Here is a 16,595-nt window from a genome sequence, read left to right as displayed (position 1 = left end):
CATGACGCAGCCGGCCCTTGCCGGCGTAACAGCCGGGGGCGGAATGCGGCCGATCGTTCTCGTTCTGAACGGACCCAACCTCAATCTTCTGGGTCTGCGCGAGCCGCATATCTACGGCCACGACACGCTCGCCGGCATCAAGGCGATGGTGGAGGCCTGGGGCGCCGGCTTCGGACTCGATGTCGAATTCCACCAGAGCAACCACGAAGGCGAGCTGATCGACCTCATCCATGGTGCGCGAGGCCGCGCCGCCGGCATCGTCATCAACGCGGGTGCCTATACCCACACCTCGATCGCGATCATGGATGCCCTGCTCGGGGCCGAAGTGCCGACGATCGAAGTCCATCTGTCCAATGTCTTCAAACGGGAAGCCTTCCGCCATCACTCCTATATCGCCCTCGCGGCGAAGGGCGTGATCTGCGGGCTGGGTGTCCAGGGCTACCTGCTCGCTCTCGAAGCGATCAAGGGCCTGGTGTCGCTCGAACCGCCCCCGCGCAATTGACCGGCGGGCCGGAACAAGCCCGAGGCTGTCCCCTGCAAATCGGAGAATTTCCTTGGTTGCCAAGATGTCGCTCGACAAGACGCTGATCCGCGAACTCGCAGAGCTTCTGGTCGAAGCCGATCTGACCGAAATCGAGGTCACGGAAAGCGGCCGGTCCATCCGCGTCGCCCGCCAGGTGACGATGATCACCAGCGCCGCCGTCGCCGCCCCGGCGCTCGCGGCGGCCCCCGTCGCCGCCCCGGCCGCCACCGCCCCCGCGGGCGCCGGTAACCCGGCCCCGGCGATCACCGGCACGCCCGTCACCTCGCCCATGGTCGGCACCGCCTATCTGGCGCCCGAGCCGGGTGCACCGACCTTCGTCAAGGCCGGCGACCGCGTCAGCAAGGGCCAGACCCTGCTGATCGTCGAGGCGATGAAGACCATGAACCCGATCCCCGCCCCGCGCGACGGCGTCGTGCAGAAGCTCGCGGTCGAGAACGGTCAGCCGGTCGAATATGGCGAGATCCTGGTCGTCCTCGAGTGAAGGACGGGAGCCGCCCCATGTTCGACAAGGTCATGATCGCCAACCGCGGCGAAATCGCGCTGCGGATTCACCGCGCCTGCAAGGAAATGGGCATCGCCACCGTGGCGGTCCATTCCACCGCTGACGCCGACGCCATGCACGTCCGCCTCGCCGATGAGAGCGTGTGCATCGGCCCGCCGCCCTCGAACAAGAGTTACCTGAACATCCCGGCCCTGATTTCGGCGGCCGAGATCACCAACACCGACGCCATCCATCCCGGTTACGGCTTCCTGTCGGAAAATGCCAAATTCGCCCAGATCGTCGGCGAGCACGGCATCACCTTCATCGGCCCGAAACCCGAGCACATCCGCATCATGGGCGACAAGATCGTCGCCAAGAAGACCGCCAAGTCGCTTGGCATTCCGGTCGTTCCCGGCTCGGACGGCGGCGTCTCGGATGAAGCCCAGGCGATGGAAATCGCCAAGGACATCGGCTTTCCCGTCCTGATCAAGGCGGCGGCGGGTGGCGGCGGCCGCGGCATGAAGGTCGCACGCAGCATCGACGACCTCGCGGTCGCGCTGTCGACCGCCCGCTCGGAGGCCAAGGCGGCCTTCGGCGACGACGCGGTCTATATCGAGAAATACCTCGGCCAGCCGCGCCACATCGAAATCCAGGTCATCGCCGACAGTTTCGGCAATGTCTGCCATCTGGGCGAGCGCGACTGTTCCCTGCAGCGCCGCCACCAGAAGGTGCTGGAAGAAGCCCCCTCGCCCGCCCTTAACGCGGACGAGCGCAGCCGCATCGGCAACATCGTCGCCGATGCCATGCGCAAGCTCGGCTACCTCGGCGTCGGCACGGTCGAATTCCTCTACGAGAACGGGGAATTCTACTTCATCGAGATGAACACCCGCCTGCAGGTGGAACATCCGATCACCGAGGCGATCACCGGCATCGACCTGGTGCGCGAACAGATCCGCATCGCGGCGGGCGCGCCCCTGTCGTTCAGCCAGGACGACGTGGTCTTCGCCGGCCATTCCATCGAATGCCGCATCAACGCCGAGAACCCGGAGACCTTCACCCCGTCGCCCGGCCAGATTCTCGAATATCACCCGCCGGGCGGCCCGGGCGTGCGCATCGATTCGGGCGCCTATACCGGCTACCGCATCCCGCCCTATTACGACAGCCTGATCGGCAAGCTGATCGTCCAGGGCAAGAGCCGGAACGAGTGCCTGATGCGGCTGCGCCGCGCCCTTGACGAATATGTCATCGGCGGCATCGAGACGACGATTCCGCTGCACCAGCGGCTGATCGGCGATACCGATTTCATGAATGGCGACTACCACATCCACTGGCTGGAGCAGTTCATCGAACGCAACAAGCGCAGTGACGACTGACGGGACGACCAACAGGACGACCAACAGGACTCCGGCCGGCATTCCGGTCCGGCCGGACTTCCTTTAGGCTGTGGGGGCCTTTAGGCTGTAGAGGCATGAGCGAGCTTCTGACCCCCACCGTGCTGCTGCGGGCCTATGCCGCCGGGATCTTCCCGATGGCCGACCACGTTCACGATCAGGACCTGTTCTGGGTCGACCCCGACTGGCGGGGCATCCTGCCGCTCGACCATTTCCATGTCCCGCGCAGCCTCGCCAAGGTCATCCGAAGCGGGAATTTCGAGGTCACGATCGACCGGGATTTCGAATCCGTGATCGCCGCCTGCGCCGCCTCGGCCGCCGGGCGGCGCACCACCTGGATCAGCCACCGCATCCGCCATCTCTATACCGAGCTGTTCCGTGCCGGCCATGCCCATTCGGTCGAGGCCCGGCTGGACGGGCGGCTGGTCGGCGGGCTTTACGGGGTTCGGCTGGGCGCCGCCTTCTTTGGCGAAAGCATGTTCAGCCGCGAGACCGACGCCTCGAAGGTCGCCCTCGTCCATCTCGTCGCGCGGTTGCGGGCGGGCGGCTTCACGTTGCTGGATACGCAGTTCGTCACCGAGCATCTGAAGCGTTTCGGCGCCCGCGAAATCCCGCGCGACCAGTACCGGCAGTTGCTCGCCGCCGCGTTGAACGCGCCGCCCGGCGATTTCTTCGCCTTGCCTCAGGGCTTGCCGGGGGCCGCCATCTTGCAGGCCGTGACCCAGACGTCATAGACCGGGTGCTCGAGCGCGGAAAGCGCCGGGCTCGACGCGAACATCCAGCCCGAGAAGACGGGCAGCGGGTCGTGACCCGGCGGCGTGTCGGCGATTTCGAGGAAGGCCGAAGTCTCGGGCTTTTCGTCCGGCGGTGCGGTGATGCACTGGCGCGCGCGGATGGTCAGGGTGCCGAAGGTCGCCGTGCCATCGAGCGGCACCTCGACCACCGACGTCCGGGCCGAGACCTTGTCCAGCCCCTGCAGAATGACGCCGGTGACGACGCCGCCCACCACGGGCGCGGGCGCCGAGGGAGATTCGCCGCCCGGCGGCACCACGGGCTCGACATCGGTCGGCACATCTTCGGTCGGCGGCGCGGCATCGGCCGGTGACTCGGTCGCCGTCTGCGCCAGGGCCGGCGCGGCCAGCGTCAGAGCCGCGGCCAGGGCCAGAGCATGTGCCGCCTTCATGATCTCAGTTGCCGCCGCTGGCCGGCGCCGTTCCCTGGCTGTCGGTCGCGCCGCCGAAGACCGCGCGGCTGATCAGTCCCATGAGGTCGACCGAACTCTGGGTATATTTGATCTCGCCACCGGCCTTGAGCAGCTTGTCGCTGCCACCCGGCTCGATCGCGATATAGGCGCCGCCCAGCAGGCCTTCGGACGCGACCTTGGCCGAACTGTCATCCGGCAGCTCGATGGTCGACGACATGCTGATGCGGACGAGCGCCCGATAGGTGACGGGATCGAGATCCTGCCCGGTGACGCTGCCGACCTTGATGCCGCTGATGCGGACATCGGCACCGACGGGCAGCCCGTCGACGCGATCGAATTTCGCCGTCAGCGCATAGCCGCCGCCGGTCTTCGGGCCGACGGTCGAATAGGCGAAGACGAGGAATACCGCCGCCACGCCAATGACGATGGCACCGATCAGGGTTTCGACCAGATTCGAATTCATGACGCTGAACTTCCCTCGGCTTTGCGGCGAAAGCGCGGCGACCGCGTCACGCCGGGGTCCAGGGTTCGTAATCGCCGACGGCGCGCGCCCGCTGGCCTTCGGACACCAGGCTGCCCGGCGGATGGTAGGCCGCGGCCGTGCCGGTCAGATTGGGGTGATGCGGCTTTTCCCAGGCCTTGGTCGGCAGCGGCTTTTCCGACGGCGGCGCATCGCTGAGGCCGTGCAGCCAGGCGTGCCATTCCGGCGGAATGCGGGTCGCCTCGATCTCGCCATTATACATCACCCAGCGGCGGTCGCCGCCGCGTTCGCGGTAATAGCGATTGCCCTGCTCGTCCTTGCCGACCTGCTCGCCCTTGCGGGAGGTGAACAGGGCCGTGCCGAGCGTGGAATCGTGCCACCAGGTCAGGGCGCGCAGAAGGAAATTCATGGCGGTTCCGTATGTAGGCCTATCCCGACCTTCTACCGCGCCCGCACCTTGTATGGCAAATGCGAAAGGGCCGCTCGGCCCCGCAATTGGTCGGGCGTGATCACTTCACCACGATGGGCAGGCCGGCGACGATGAACAGCACCCGGCCCGCCCGCGCGGCAATCCGCTGGTTCAGGCGCCCCGCCGCATCGCGGAAAGCCCGGGCGAGGGCGTTTTCCGGCACGATGCCGAGGCCGACCTCGTTGGCGACGAGCACCACCGGCCCGCGTCGCGCCGAAAGCGCGGCGAAAAACACCTCCGACGCCGCATCCACATCGTGCCCGCCCAGCATCAGATTGGTCAGCCACAGGGTCAGGCAATCGACCAGCACCGGCGATTCCGCCGGGGCCGCCAGCAAGGCGCCCCCGGGATCGAGCGGAGCATCGACGGTGACCCAGCCCCCGCCACCGCTTGCCGCCCGCTCCGCCCGGTGATGGGCAATGCGCGCGCGCATCTCGTCGTCCCAGGCCTCGGCCGTCGCGACATAGGTCCAGGGCGCGGGGCCGGCCGCGCGCACCAGGGCCTCGGCATGGCGGCTCTTGCCCGAACGGGCGCCGCCCAGCACCAGCGTCACATGGGGCCAGGGCGTCTCGTCCCGTCCACTCATCGCTTCAGCGCCGTCACTTCGATTTCGATCTTCATGCGGGGATCGGCGAGGCCGCTGACCAGCATGGTCGCGGCCGGCCGGATATCGCCCAGCCAGCGCCGCAGCACCGGCCAGCAGGCGGGAAAATCGCCGGCATCGGGCAGGTAGTAGTGCACGCGGACGACATCGGCCATCGCGACACCCGCCTCCGAAAGCGCCGCGGCGATGTTGCGCAGCGCCTGTTCGCATTGTCCGGCGACATCGTCGACGATGGTCATGGCCGCATAGTCGAAGCCCGTGGTGCCGGAGACGAAGACCCAGTCGCCCTGCACCACGGCGCGGGAATAGCCGATCTCCGCCTCGAAGCGGGAGCCGGAGGTGATCAGTCGTCGCTCGCTCATGTCACAGGCCCTTCCGGCGCAGACGGTTCACCGCCTCGTCGAGGGCGGACAGGAAAGTGGAGCGGTCGCGGGCCGAGAAGGCGCGCGGGCCGCTTGTCACCTCCCCCGCCGCCCGGAGTTCGGTCATCAGGTTGCGGGTGGCGAGGGCAAGGCCGATGCCCGCCTCGGTGAAAGGCTTGCCGGCGGGCGAAATCGCCGTAGCCCCCGCCTTTACCGCGCGGGCGGCCAGCGGCACGTCGGCGGTCACGACGATGGAGGCACCATCGGCCTGCTCCGCGATCCAGTCGTCCGCCGCATCGAACCCGTCGCCGACGATCATGCGGCTGAACAGCGGATGGCGCGGCAGGTTGACGAAACTGTTGGCGACCACGACGACCGGCACATTGTAACGCTCGGCAACCTTGAACACCTCGGGTTTCACCGGGCAGGCGTCGCCGTCGACGAGGATGGTGAGCGCACCCTTCATCGGAACGGCGGCTCGTCGAAGGAGCGCAGTTTGCGGGAATGCAGCATGTCCTGCCGCTCGCGCAGCAGGTCGAGCGCGGTCAGACCGATGACCAGATGCTGCGCCACCGCCTTTTCATAGAAGGCATTGGCAGCACCGGGCAGCTTGATCTCGCCGTGCAGCGGCTTGTCGGAGACGCAGAGCAGGGTGCCATAGGGCACGCGCAGCCGGTAGCCGTTGGCGGCGATGGTGCCGCTTTCCATGTCGAGGGCGACAGCGCGGGAGAGATTGATGCGCCGGCTCTCCAGCGTGTAGCGCAGCTCCCAGTTCCGGTCGCCATTGGTGACGACGGTGCCCGTGCGCAGCCGTTCCTTCAGCACATCCTCCGCCTCGCCGGTGACCATGGCCGCGGCATCCTGCAGCGCGACCTGCACCTCGGCGAGGGCGGGAACGGGAATGTCCGGCGGCAGCAACTCGTCAAGGATGCGATCCTGCCGCAGGTAAGCATGGGCGAGGACATAATCGCCGATCTGCTGCGACTGGCGGAGACCCGCGCAGTGACCGACCATGAGCCAGCAATTGGGCCGCAACGCCGCAAGGTGATCGGTGATGTTCTTGGCGTTGGACGGGCCGACACCGATATTGATCAGCGTGACCCCCTGCCCGTCCCGCGCGATCAGGTGATAGGCGGGCATCTGGAAGCGGTGCCAGGGGCTTGACGCGATCAGCCCCTCCGCCGTCTCGCGGGCCATGCCGCGCTCGATCCGCGCGCCGCCGGGCAGCACGAGGGCGGTATAGGCATTGTCCTCGGCGAGACGGGCGAGGCCCCAACGCACGAATTCATCGACATAGCGATGGTAATTGGTCAGCAGGATCCATTTCTGGACGTGGCGCCAATGGCCGCCGGTGTAATGCACCAGCCGGCGCAGCGAGAAGTCGATGCGCACGGCATCGAACAGGGCGAGCGGCCGGGGCGCCTCGGCCGGGACGACCCATTGTCCGTCCGGCACCTCGTCGCCGACGAGGGTGAGGTCCGGCCTCGGAAAATACAGGCCGAGTTCCGTCGCTGTGACGCCAGCCCGGGCGATTTCCTCCACCCGCTCGATCACATAGGGATAGGGGATGTCGCAATCGCCCGGCACCACTTCGATCTCGGCGCCATATTCCTCGACGAGCGGGGTGAGCTGTTCGAGGAGATAGGCGCGGAAATGCCGGGGCTGGGTGATCGTCGTCTCGTAGACGCCGGGGCGCTGGAACTTGGCGAAGGCCCGGCGGTTGCGGGTCGCGCCGCCCAGCTGATGACAGGTCACCCGCAGCAGCGGATAACGAAACGCCCGCTTCTCTTCGGCTGTCGGGACCGTGCGGTCGTGCAGATAGCGGTCCACCGCCGCCGTCAGCGCGTGGACCGCCTCGCCATAGAGAACTTCCAGCCGGTCGACCGCGGCCTCAGGTGTCAGCACGGAATCGCTCCCCGGTTGCCATCCGGGCGCCATTCTGGCGCCGCCGGGGCGCGACCGCTACTTCTGCGTCCAGCTGCCGTCCTCGGCCTGGAACCAGGTGCCCTTGGGCGCCGACTTGATGATTTCGAGGGCGTAGATCTTGCCCACTTCCTCGACCGGCACGCCCTGCGCCTTGGCCCTTTCGGTATAGAGCGCCCGGCGCTCGACATTCACCCGCTCGACCAGGGCGGCGATATCGGGCGTCGCGCCGGGGCGGGTGACGGCATAGCCGTCGTAACGCTCACCCACGGAGCCGGCGGCACGCGGCGCGTCGAGCGGCCGGGTTTCGGCCAGCGCGAGCGAAGGGGCCAGGGCGATACCGGCGGCCGCCAGCAGCAGAAGCCGGCGCTTCGGCTCAAAAGATCGACTTGGATTCCACATCCTGCTTGGCCTTTTCCTCGATGTGCAGACGAACGTCGGCGTCGAGCTTGATGTTGAGATTGATGGTGATCGGCTCCCGCGGGGCGACCACCTCGACCCGCGGCGCGCAGGCCGCGGCCACGAGGGCCACGGGTACGAGGCGGAGGGGTATCCTCGCGCGGTCCATCGGCTGATCCGTCACTCGTTCTGCCTCCCTGCTGCCCGGCCCAAGAAATCCTGCGCCGACCTTAGGCCGAGCAGGACGAGATCGGCAAGCCGGGCGAAATTGCTCTCCAGCCTGATGTTGAAATTGAACGGCTGACCGGGCAGCAGCACCGGGTTGCCGCCCGCCATCTTCAGCAGGACATAGCCCTCGCCCTCCGCCGCCTTGGCGAATTCGATGGCGAGGCTGTCGTAACGGAAGTCCGACAGGGCCTGCAGGGTCAGTTCCATTTCGCGGCCGGCGGCGGCGATCTGCGGCGGCAGGTTGCCCGGCCGATAGGACAGGGTCCCCGGCCCCTGCGCCTTCAGCGCGCCGTCGGTCAGCGTGACCTTGTCGCCCGCGACCCGGATCGGCACCCGCCCGTCGAGGAACCCCGTGCCGGTCAGTCCGTCGATGCCGAGGATGCGGGTGACCTCGGCAAGATCGAGGTGCGAAACCTCGACCACCGTGTCGATCGCCGGCCGGTCAAGCGAGGTCGTGAAACCGCCCGCGCGCAGGGTTCCGCCCGCGGCCTGGATCGCGATATTCTCGGTCTTCAGCGCGGGCTTCGCCAGAATCTGTCCGGTGAATTCGATATCCGCGCTTTCACCCGCGCTCGAAACCGTCGCGGTCAGGCGCTGGCCGGCGGCGGTGACCAGCGGCCAGGGCCGGGTGATGCGCAGCGTGGCCTTCAGCTTGCTCACCGTCGCCGCCTCGCCGGCAAAGCCGAGGTCGTCGAGCGCGAGGGCGAGATCGGAAGCAAGCTTGCCGCCCTGCCAGGTGACCTTGCCCGAAAGACCGACGCCGCCCCAGAGCTTTCCCGGCAGTGCCCCCAGTCGCGGGCTGAAATCCACCGGCTGCAGGCCATCCTTCGCAAAACGCACCGGCGGCAGCGCGATGCTGGCGTCCAGTGCCGCCTTGGCGGTGTCGTAACGACCGGCAATGTCGAGGCGGGCTGGCCCCGCGGTCAGGGTTGCGGCTTGCACCGTGAACTCCACGATATCGCCCGCTAGGCCGGCTTGGCCCGACAGGCTTACCGGAATCAAGAGCGGCGGCTGCTGAAGGTTCCGCAGCACGGCCCCGGTCACCGTGGTTTGCAGGCCCCCGTCCGTCAGTTTCACACCGATGGTGGCACCCGACAGGGCCCAGGGCAGATCCGGCAGATCGACCGCGGCGGCGGCGAGTTGCAGCGCGACGCCGCCTTCGGCCGGCAGGTCCAGCGACACCGCCCCGGCCGTGAGCGCGGCCTTGCCCACCGGACCTTCGACCGAGGCCGTCAGCGTGTCGGCGGCGACATGGCTCCCCGCGAGCGAGAGCGTGGTCGACGCCCCCACCGTCCAGACATCCGCGCCGCTGCGATAGGTGATGCGGGCCTGATCGAGAGCGAAGGCGCCGATTTCGATGCCAAGTCCACCACCCGATGCGCCGCCCCCGCCGTCCGGTGCGAGCAAGGGCCGGCCGCCGGCTTCGAGGCCGGAAGGCCCATCGGCGAGATCGAGAATCAGGCCGGCCAGGGTGACGGCGCCGATCCGACCGTCGAGCAGGGCCGACAGCTCGAAATCGACCGCCAGATGCGACGCGGCGACCGCGCCACCGCGCAAGGACAGGTCGGAGACATCGATTCGGCCGAAATCGACCCCATCGACGGTCAGGGCGACGGGGCCGAAGCCCTGATCCTCCAGCACGCGGGCAAGGCTCCAGCGGGCCAGATCGACCCGCCAGAGCCAGGCGCAGAGCCCGAGTCCCCCCGCGAGGACGAGCAGACCCGCCAGCCCGCAGGCGAAGATGCGCGCCCATCGGCGGCGCCCGATGCGTTTATCCCTGTCCACCGGCCGATCTTAACATCGAGTTCACCCTGTCAGCCTAACATCCGCCGCCATGCGTTCGGCGCAAAGCCTGCGGATTTGTCATGCGTGCCATCTGAGGGTGGCCGCGCGGCGCCAAAGGTGCAACGCTGACGGTATCGCCTTCGCCAGGAAAGGGGGTCATGGGTCGCCATGACAGCAGGTTCCAGCGTATCGCCGGCAGGCGCCGAGGGTATCGTGGTCGCCGTCAGGGGCGCCGTGGTCGACGTCCGTTTCGCGCCGGCCGATCTGCCGCCGGTCCATTCCGCCCTGAATGTCGCCTGGGACCGGGCCGAATCCCTTGTCCTCGAAGTCCACGGCCATCTCTCGGACGAGGTGGTGCGCTCCATCGCCCTGCAATCGACGTCCGGCCTTGCCCGCGGCACCCGCGTCGCCGCCAGCGGCAAACCGCTGGAAGTGCCGGTCGGTCCTGCCGTGCTCGGCCGGCTGCTCGACGTCACGGGCCAGGTCCGCGATCTGGGCGCCCCCCTGCCCGCCGACACGCCCCGCCGCGCCATCCACAATGCGCCGCCCGCCCTGAAGGACGAGACCGGCGCGACCGATGTCTTCGAGACCGGGATCAAGGTGATCGACCTGCTCGCCCCGCTGGCCCGGGGCGGCAAGGCGGCGATGTTCGGCGGCGCCGGTGTCGGCAAGACCGTGCTGGTGATGGAACTGATCCACGCCATGGTCGAGAAATATCAGGGCACTTCGGTCTTCGCCGGCATTGGCGAACGCTCGCGCGAGGGCCACGAATTGCTGACCGAGATGCAGGGCTCGGGCGTGCTGGCCCGCACCGTCCTCGTCTATGGCCAGATGAACGAGCCGCCGGGCGCGCGCTGGCGCCTGCCGCAGACCGCGCTCAGCATCGCCGAATATTTCCGCGACGAGCGGCACCAGAATGTCCTCCTCCTGATGGACAACATCTTCCGCTTCGTCCAGGCCGGGGCCGAGGTGTCCAGCCTGCTCGGCCGGCTGCCGTCCCGCGTCGGCTATCAGCCGACCCTGGCGACCGAGGTCGCGGCCCTCGAGGAGCGCATCGCCTCGGTCGCCGGGGCCGCGGTCACCGCCATTCAGGCGGTCTACGTCCCGGCCGACGATTTCACCGATCCGGCGGTCACCGCCATTTCCAGCCATATGGACAGTACCATCATGCTGTCCCGCGCCCTCGCCGCCGAAGGCTTTTACCCTGCGGTCGATCCGCTCGGCTCGTCGTCGGTGCTGCTCGATCCGCTGATCGTCGGGGAGGAGCATTACCGGGTGGCCGAACAGGCGCGCGAAGTGCTCGCCCGCTTCAAGGACCTGCGCGACATCATCGCCCTGCTCGGCGTCGAGGAATTGGGCAGCGCCGACCGGCTGGTGGTGCGGCGCGCCCGGCGCCTGCAACGCTTCCTGAGCCAGCCCTTCACCGTGACCGAAGCCTTCACCGGAACGCCGGGACGCAGCGTGTCGCGCGCCGACACGCTGGCCGGCTGCCGCGCCATCCTCGCGGGCGAGGCCGACGACTGGGCCGAAAGCTCGCTCTACATGGTCGGCACCATCGACGAGGCGCGGGAGAAGGAAGCCACCGCCGCCAAGGGCAAGGCGGCATGAGACTGCGCATCCTTACCCCCCTTTCCGTCGTCGTCGATGAAGACGATGTGGCGGCCCTGCGCGCCGAAGACTCGACGGGCAGCTTCGGCATCCTGCCCCGCCATGCCGATTTCCTGACCGCGCTGAGCATCGGTGTCGTCAGCTGGCGCCGCGCCGATGGCCAACAGCGTTTCTGCGCCGTGCGCGGCGGCATCCTGAGCATGAGGGGCGGCAAGGATATCGAGATCGCGACGCGCGAGGCGGTCGCGGGCGATTCCCTCGCCAGCCTCGACGAGGTGGTGCTGACCCGCTTCCGCGCCGCCTATGAGGAAGAGCGGCAGCAGCATGTCGAGAGCACGCGGCTGCACCTGAACGCCATCCGCCAGATCATGAGCCGTCTGCACCCGGACGGCGGCATTCTGCCATGAACCCGCCCGTCCCCCCGCCGCCCGACGAAGCCGATCCCCTGGTGAAGGAAACCCGGGTCCGGCGTGACCGCCGCCGGCGCCACGAGGCGGAAGGCGAGGCTTCGGCCCTGCGCCGCCTCGCCCAGATCGGCGTGCTCGGCTGGATGATCGTGACGCCCGCCCTGCTCGGTCTCTTCCTCGGACGCTGGCTCGACCGGGAGTTGGCCAGCGGGCTGTTCTGGACCGCGCCCCTCCTCATGGTCGGCCTCGGCCTCGGCTGCTGGTCGGCCTGGCGCTGGATGGGGCGGGCGTGATGCCGGCGGATAGCGCCACCATGCTGCTGCAGGTTCTGGCCGGGCTGGCCGCCGGTGTCGCCTTCGGCCTGCTCTATTTCAAGGGCCTGTGGTGGCAGGTCCGCCGGTTCGAGGCACGGCGCCGCACGCTCGCCCTCGTCGGTGTGATGGTGCTGCGCTTTGCCCTGCTGGGCGGCGGCCTGCTGCTCGCCGCCCTCGCCGGGGCGGTGCCGCTGCTTTCGGCCGCCGTCGGCATTCTGGCCGGGCGCTGGCTCGTGATGCGTCAGGTGCGGGGAGCAAGGCCATGACCTCGCCGCTCGAAAGCGTCGCGCTGTTCCACCTCGGCCCCGTGCCGGTGACCGCCGCCGTGCTCGTCACCTGGGGCATCATGCTCGCGCTCGCGCTTGGCGGCTTCTTCCTTACAAGGCGCCTGTCGCTGCGGCCGACCAGGGTTCAGGCCCTGCTCGAAACCGTGGTCGAGACGCTGGACGGCCAGATCGAAGAGACCATGCGCGTGCCCGCGGCGGCCTATCGGCCCTTCGTCGGCACGCTGTTCCTCTACATCCTGACCGCCAACTGGTCGTCGCTGATCCCGGGGGTGGAGCCGCCGACGGCCAAGCTCGAGACCGATGCCGCCCTCGCCCTGCTCGTCTTCATCGCGGTCATCGTCTTCGGCATCCGCGCCGGGGGCGTGCGGGGTTACCTTGCCAGTTTCGCCGCGCCCAATCCGATCATGATCCCGCTCAATTTCATCGAGAACATCACGCGGACCTTCTCCCTGCTGGTTCGCCTGTTCGGCAATGTAATGAGCGGCGTCTTCGTCATCGGCATCGTGCTGTCCCTCGCGGGGCTGCTGGTGCCCATCCCGCTCATGGCCCTCGACCTGCTCACCGGGGCGGTCCAGGCCTATATCTTCGCGGTTCTCGCCATGGTCTTCATCGCCGAGGCGGTGGGGGAAGCGGAACACCGCCCATCGCAGCAAAGGAAAGACCCATGAACTGGCTCGCCCTCGTCAGCATCATCTCCGCCGCCGTCGCGGTCTGCTTCGGCGCCATCGGGCCGGCGCTGGCCGAGGGCCGGGCGGTCGCCGCGGCGATGGATGCCATCGCCCGCCAGCCGGAAGCCGCCAACACGATCTCGCGCACGCTCTTCGTCGGTCTCGCCATGATCGAGACCATGGCGATCTACTGCCTCGTGATCGCCCTCCTGCTGCTCTTCGCCAATCCCCTGCTCGGCTGATCCATGACCGTCGACTGGTGGACCCTCGGCCTGCAGGCGGTCAATGTCACCGTCCTGATCTGGCTGCTGGCGCGCTTCTTCTGGCGTCCGCTCGCCGCCATCGTCGAGGAGCGGCGCAAGATCGTCGCCGCGACCCTGAGCGAGGCCGAGGCGAAGAAGGCGGAGGCCACGGCGGAAGCGGCGAAGATCGCCGAGACCCGCGCCGGCCTCGCCGCCGAGCGCGAGGCGATGCTCGCCGCCGCGCGCGAGGCGGCCGAGGCCGAGGGGCGGCGTTTGCGCGACGACGCGGCGCGGGACATCGCCGCCGCGCGCGAAGCCGCCCGGGACCAGATCGAAAAGGATGGCATCGCGGCGCGGGGCGTCTGGGCGGCGCAGGCCGGGCAGCTGGCCCTCGGCATCGCCGCGCGGCTGACCGGCCGCCTCGCGCCGGCGCCGCTGTTCCAGTCTTTCCTGACCGGCCTTGCCGAGGCGGCGCGCGCGCTGCCGCCCGAGCTGCGTGCCGGCGCCATCGCCGAAGAATCGGAAATCGCGATCGAGAGCGCGTCCCCTCTCGACGAGGCGGCGCAGGCGGCCTGCCGCGACGCGCTGTCCCTGGCCCTCGGCGGCACGCCCCGGCTCAGCTTCCGGGTGGAACCCGCGCTGATCGCCGGCCTCGAAGCGCATGGCCCGCATTTCGTCATCAGCAACAACTGGCGGGCCGACCTTGCCCGTATCGAAGCGGAACTGAACCATGACCGCGCCTCCTGATCCCGGGCCCGAGAACTGGCTGGCCACGGCGCGAAGCCGTATCGCCGGGGCCAGTCTCGGCCCGGCCGCCGAGGAAATCGGCCGGGTCGAGCATGTCGCCGACGGCATCGCCCTCGTCTCGGGCCTGCCTGGCGCCCGGCTTGACGAATTGCTGCGCTTCGAGAAGGGCCAGTTCGGCTATGCCCAGGTGCTGGACGAGGGACGCATCGGCTGCGTCCTTCTCGACGCGGTCGACACCGTCGTCGCGGGCGACCGGGTGCGCGGCACAGGCGATGTCGTCCGCGTGCCGGTCGGGCCCGCCCTGCTCGGCCGGGTGGTCGATCCGCTCGGCCGTCCGCTCGACGGTCTCGGCCCGGTCGAGGCAAACGAGACCCTGCCGGTCGAGCGCCCCGCCCCCTCGATCATCGAGCGCGATCTGGTGACCGAGCCGGTGCAGACCGGCACCCTCGTCATCGACACGCTGTTCGCCCTCGGCCGGGGCCAGCGCGAGCTGATCATCGGCGACCGCGCCACGGGCAAGACCACCATCGCCGTCGACACGATCATCAGCCAGCGGGACAGCGACATCATCTGCGTCTATGTCGCCATCGGCCAGAAGAGCACCAGCGTGCGCCGCGCCATCGACGCCATCCAGCAACACGGCGCCTTCGAGCGTTGCATCGTCGTCGTCGCCGAAGCGGCGAGTTCGCCCGGCCTGCAATGGATCGCGCCCTTCGCCGGCACCACCATGGCGGAATATTTCCGCGACCGGGGCCAGCACGCCCTGATCGTCTTCGACGACCTGAGCAAACACGCCGCCAGCCACCGCGAGATCGCCCTGCTCACCCGGCAATCGCCGGGGCGCGAGGCCTATCCGGGCGATGTCTTCTATGTCCATGCCCGCCTGCTGGAGCGGGCGTCCAAACTGTCGAAGGAAAAGGGCGGCGGCTCCCTCACCGCCCTGCCCATCGCCGAGACCGATGCCGGCAATCTGTCGGCCTATATCCCGACCAATCTCATCTCGATCACCGACGGGCAGATCGTGCTCGACGCCCGGCTGTTCCACGAGGGACAGAAGCCGGCGGTCGATGCCGGCACCTCGGTCTCCCGCGTCGGCGGCAAGACCCAGGCGCGGGCCCTGCGCGACGTGGCGGAAACCCTGCGCCTCGACTATGCGCAGTTTCTGGAACTCGAGATGTTCACCCGCTTCGGCGGGATGCCGGACCAGCGCGTGCGCGACCAGCTGACCCATGGCGCGCGCATCCGCGCCATCCTCGGCCAGGGCCAGCACGCGCCGTCCCGCCTCGTCGAGGAGGTCGCCCTCGTCCTCGCGCTGCAGGCCGGCCTGTTCGATACCCTGCCGGTCGAAGCGGTCGGCCAGTTCCGCCACGACCTCGGCCCCCTGCTCGACCGCGAGGCCCCCGACATCGTCCGCCATATCGAGGCCGGCGGGCGTTTCGATCCGGGCGAGCGCGAGCGCCTGACCGAGATCCTGACCCGGCACCTGAAGGCCGGCCCGCCATGACCGGGCGGCTGGCCGAGATCGAGGGACGGATCGCCGGCATCGGCCAGCTCGGCACCGTGGTCAACGCCATGCGTGGCATCGCCGCGGCGCGGGCCCAGCAGGCGCGCAATCAGGTCGCGGCCATCGACGCCCATGCCGGCATGATCGCCGGTGCCCTGGGACGCGCCCTGTCCCTGCTGACCGAGGTGCCTCGGGACAGCGGCGGCGGGCGGGGCCGGCGGGCGATGGTGCTGTTCGGCGCCGAACAGGGCTTCGCCGGGGCCTTCAACGAAAGAGTGCTGGACCGGGCGGCGGCGGAACTCGAAGAGACCGATCTGTTCCTGATCGGCACGCGCGGCATCATGCTGGCGCGGGAGCGCGGCCTTGCGCCCCGCTGGACCCTGGAAATGCCGGCCCATACCCCCGCGATCCCCACCCTGGCGGAGCGCATCGTCGAGACGCTGGAGGCCCCCATCGCGGCGGGGGAGATTACCCGGCTCGACGCCGTCTTTGCCCATTGGCGACCGGGCGGCGGTACCGAAATGACCCATCGTCCCCTGTTGCCCTTCGATTATGCCGCCTTTTCCCTGACCGCGACGCGGGAGCCACCGCTGGTTCACCTCGCGCCGACCGTGCTCTTGTCGGAACTGGTGGGGGATTATATCCATGCCCAGCTGTGCAACGCCGCGCTTCACGCCTTCGCCGCCGAGAACGAGGCGCGCATGGAAGCCATGGCCGGCGCCCACAGCCAGATCGAGCGACAGATGACCGAACTCGAAGCCCTGCGCCGCCGCATCCGCCAGGAAGAAATCACGGCGGAGATCATCGAACTCTCGTCCGGCGAGGCGGCGGCAAGGGACGCCGCCGGCTGAACTCTCGCCCCTGCCTCGTCATGCCGGCGAGGGCCGGCATCCTGCGACGATCAGGCGCGCTGCCGGCGCAAGGTCACGGCCTGCGCCGGGACGCCG

General features: G+C 68.9%; 23 protein-coding genes. 13 read left to right on the top strand and 10 right to left on the bottom strand.

Annotated features, from left to right (window positions below):
* Positions 1-43: 43 nt before the first annotated feature.
* The 4 genes from aroQ to aat all read left to right on the top strand — a co-directional run bounded on the left by aroQ (position 44) and on the right by aat (position 3,150).
* A complete protein-coding gene (gene aroQ, locus DKG74_RS02000) occupies positions 44-502 on the top strand; it encodes a type II 3-dehydroquinate dehydratase (RefSeq protein ID WP_109902056.1) in 459 nt (152 codons plus the stop codon).
* Between the two features lie 52 nt (positions 503-554).
* Positions 555-1,025: an acetyl-CoA carboxylase biotin carboxyl carrier protein gene (gene accB / locus DKG74_RS01995; protein ID WP_423841688.1), complete on the top strand. Its 471-nt coding sequence runs from the start codon at positions 555-557 to the stop codon at positions 1,023-1,025.
* A gap of 17 nt (positions 1,026-1,042) precedes the next feature.
* Positions 1,043-2,398, top strand: coding sequence for an acetyl-CoA carboxylase biotin carboxylase subunit (gene accC / locus DKG74_RS01990; protein WP_109902052.1), 1,356 nt, complete (start codon positions 1,043-1,045; stop codon positions 2,396-2,398).
* A 95-nt stretch (positions 2,399-2,493) separates the two neighbouring features.
* The gene (aat, locus tag DKG74_RS01985) at positions 2,494-3,150 is read left to right on the top strand and encodes a leucyl/phenylalanyl-tRNA--protein transferase (RefSeq protein WP_109902050.1); all 657 of its coding nucleotides are present in this window, start codon (positions 2,494-2,496) and stop codon (positions 3,148-3,150) included.
* Here aat and DKG74_RS01980 read toward each other — a convergent pair.
* The 10 genes from DKG74_RS01980 to DKG74_RS01935 all read right to left on the bottom strand — a co-directional run bounded on the left by DKG74_RS01980 (position 3,099) and on the right by DKG74_RS01935 (position 9,871).
* Entirely contained in the window at positions 3,099-3,599 is a 501-nt protein-coding gene (locus DKG74_RS01980) for a DUF2155 domain-containing protein (protein ID WP_109902048.1), read from the bottom strand. The genes aat and DKG74_RS01980 overlap by 52 nt on opposite strands.
* A 4-nt stretch (positions 3,600-3,603) precedes the next feature.
* Complete coding sequence (gene mlaD / locus DKG74_RS01975; RefSeq protein WP_109902046.1) at positions 3,604-4,083, bottom strand: outer membrane lipid asymmetry maintenance protein MlaD; 480 nt, start codon at positions 4,081-4,083, stop codon at positions 3,604-3,606.
* A 46-nt stretch (positions 4,084-4,129) separates the two neighbouring features.
* Complete coding sequence (locus tag DKG74_RS01970; protein WP_109902044.1) at positions 4,130-4,510, bottom strand: NADH:ubiquinone oxidoreductase subunit NDUFA12; 381 nt, start codon at positions 4,508-4,510, stop codon at positions 4,130-4,132.
* Positions 4,511-4,610: 100 nt separating this feature from the next.
* Entirely contained in the window at positions 4,611-5,156 is a 546-nt protein-coding gene (cobU, locus tag DKG74_RS01965) for a bifunctional adenosylcobinamide kinase/adenosylcobinamide-phosphate guanylyltransferase (RefSeq protein ID WP_109902042.1), read from the bottom strand.
* The gene (locus DKG74_RS01960) at positions 5,153-5,536 is read right to left on the bottom strand and encodes a RidA family protein (protein ID WP_109902040.1); all 384 of its coding nucleotides are present in this window, start codon (positions 5,534-5,536) and stop codon (positions 5,153-5,155) included. The genes cobU and DKG74_RS01960 overlap by 4 nt, the downstream gene beginning before the upstream one ends.
* A gap of 1 nt (position 5,537) precedes the next feature.
* Positions 5,538-6,002, bottom strand: a complete 465-nt coding sequence (locus tag DKG74_RS01955) for a YaiI/YqxD family protein (protein WP_109902038.1) — start codon at positions 6,000-6,002, stop codon at positions 5,538-5,540.
* A complete protein-coding gene (locus DKG74_RS01950) occupies positions 5,999-7,441 on the bottom strand; it encodes an AMP nucleosidase (RefSeq protein ID WP_423841687.1) in 1,443 nt (480 codons plus the stop codon). Before DKG74_RS01950 ends, DKG74_RS01955 begins: the two co-directional genes overlap by 4 nt.
* Positions 7,442-7,498: 57 nt before the next feature.
* Positions 7,499-7,861, bottom strand: coding sequence for a YdbL family probable chaperone protein (locus DKG74_RS01945; protein ID WP_109902034.1), 363 nt, complete (start codon positions 7,859-7,861; stop codon positions 7,499-7,501).
* Positions 7,836-8,042 carry a YnbE family lipoprotein gene (locus DKG74_RS01940; RefSeq protein ID WP_243403991.1) on the bottom strand — a complete coding sequence of 69 codons (207 nt, stop codon included), beginning with the start codon at positions 8,040-8,042 and terminating at the stop codon, positions 7,836-7,838. The genes DKG74_RS01945 and DKG74_RS01940 overlap by 26 nt, the downstream gene beginning before the upstream one ends.
* Complete coding sequence (locus DKG74_RS01935) at positions 8,039-9,871, bottom strand: intermembrane phospholipid transport protein YdbH family protein (RefSeq protein ID WP_109902030.1); 1,833 nt, start codon at positions 9,869-9,871, stop codon at positions 8,039-8,041. The genes DKG74_RS01940 and DKG74_RS01935 overlap by 4 nt, the downstream gene beginning before the upstream one ends.
* Positions 9,872-10,039: 168 nt before the next feature.
* Between DKG74_RS01935 and atpD the strand changes: the two genes are divergently transcribed.
* The 9 genes from atpD to DKG74_RS01890 are packed head-to-tail and all read left to right on the top strand — an operon-like array spanning position 10,040 to position 16,499.
* Complete coding sequence (gene atpD / locus DKG74_RS01930; RefSeq protein ID WP_109902028.1) at positions 10,040-11,479, top strand: F0F1 ATP synthase subunit beta; 1,440 nt, start codon at positions 10,040-10,042, stop codon at positions 11,477-11,479.
* On the top strand, positions 11,476-11,886 hold the full coding sequence (locus DKG74_RS01925) for a F0F1 ATP synthase subunit epsilon (RefSeq protein WP_109902026.1): 411 nt from the start codon (positions 11,476-11,478) through the stop codon (positions 11,884-11,886). The genes atpD and DKG74_RS01925 overlap by 4 nt, the downstream gene beginning before the upstream one ends.
* Positions 11,883-12,179: an AtpZ/AtpI family protein gene (locus tag DKG74_RS01920; RefSeq protein WP_109902024.1), complete on the top strand. Its 297-nt coding sequence runs from the start codon at positions 11,883-11,885 to the stop codon at positions 12,177-12,179. Before DKG74_RS01925 ends, DKG74_RS01920 begins: the two co-directional genes overlap by 4 nt.
* Positions 12,179-12,466 (top strand): ATP synthase subunit I, encoded by a 288-nt coding sequence (locus DKG74_RS01915; RefSeq protein ID WP_109902022.1) that lies wholly within the window; start codon positions 12,179-12,181, stop codon positions 12,464-12,466. The genes DKG74_RS01920 and DKG74_RS01915 overlap by 1 nt, the downstream gene beginning before the upstream one ends.
* Positions 12,463-13,155, top strand: a complete 693-nt coding sequence (locus tag DKG74_RS01910) for a F0F1 ATP synthase subunit A (RefSeq protein WP_109902020.1) — start codon at positions 12,463-12,465, stop codon at positions 13,153-13,155. The genes DKG74_RS01915 and DKG74_RS01910 overlap by 4 nt, the downstream gene beginning before the upstream one ends.
* Positions 13,152-13,397: a F0F1 ATP synthase subunit C gene (locus DKG74_RS01905; protein WP_109902018.1), complete on the top strand. Its 246-nt coding sequence runs from the start codon at positions 13,152-13,154 to the stop codon at positions 13,395-13,397. Before DKG74_RS01910 ends, DKG74_RS01905 begins: the two co-directional genes overlap by 4 nt.
* A gap of 3 nt (positions 13,398-13,400) precedes the next feature.
* Complete coding sequence (locus tag DKG74_RS01900) at positions 13,401-14,144, top strand: F0F1 ATP synthase subunit B family protein (RefSeq protein ID WP_109902016.1); 744 nt, start codon at positions 13,401-13,403, stop codon at positions 14,142-14,144.
* Positions 14,128-15,648 (top strand): F0F1 ATP synthase subunit alpha, encoded by a 1,521-nt coding sequence (locus DKG74_RS01895; protein ID WP_109902014.1) that lies wholly within the window; start codon positions 14,128-14,130, stop codon positions 15,646-15,648. The genes DKG74_RS01900 and DKG74_RS01895 overlap by 17 nt, the downstream gene beginning before the upstream one ends.
* Complete coding sequence (locus tag DKG74_RS01890) at positions 15,645-16,499, top strand: F0F1 ATP synthase subunit gamma (RefSeq protein WP_109902012.1); 855 nt, start codon at positions 15,645-15,647, stop codon at positions 16,497-16,499. The genes DKG74_RS01895 and DKG74_RS01890 overlap by 4 nt, the downstream gene beginning before the upstream one ends.
* The last annotated feature ends 96 nt before the right edge of the window (positions 16,500-16,595 follow it).

It is taken from the genome of Zavarzinia aquatilis (assembly GCF_003173035.1).
Classification (GTDB): Bacteria; Pseudomonadota; Alphaproteobacteria; order Zavarziniales; family Zavarziniaceae; genus Zavarzinia; species Zavarzinia aquatilis.
The sequence above is the reverse complement of the archived record's forward strand: the minus strand, read 5'-3'. Positions and strand labels throughout refer to the sequence as shown.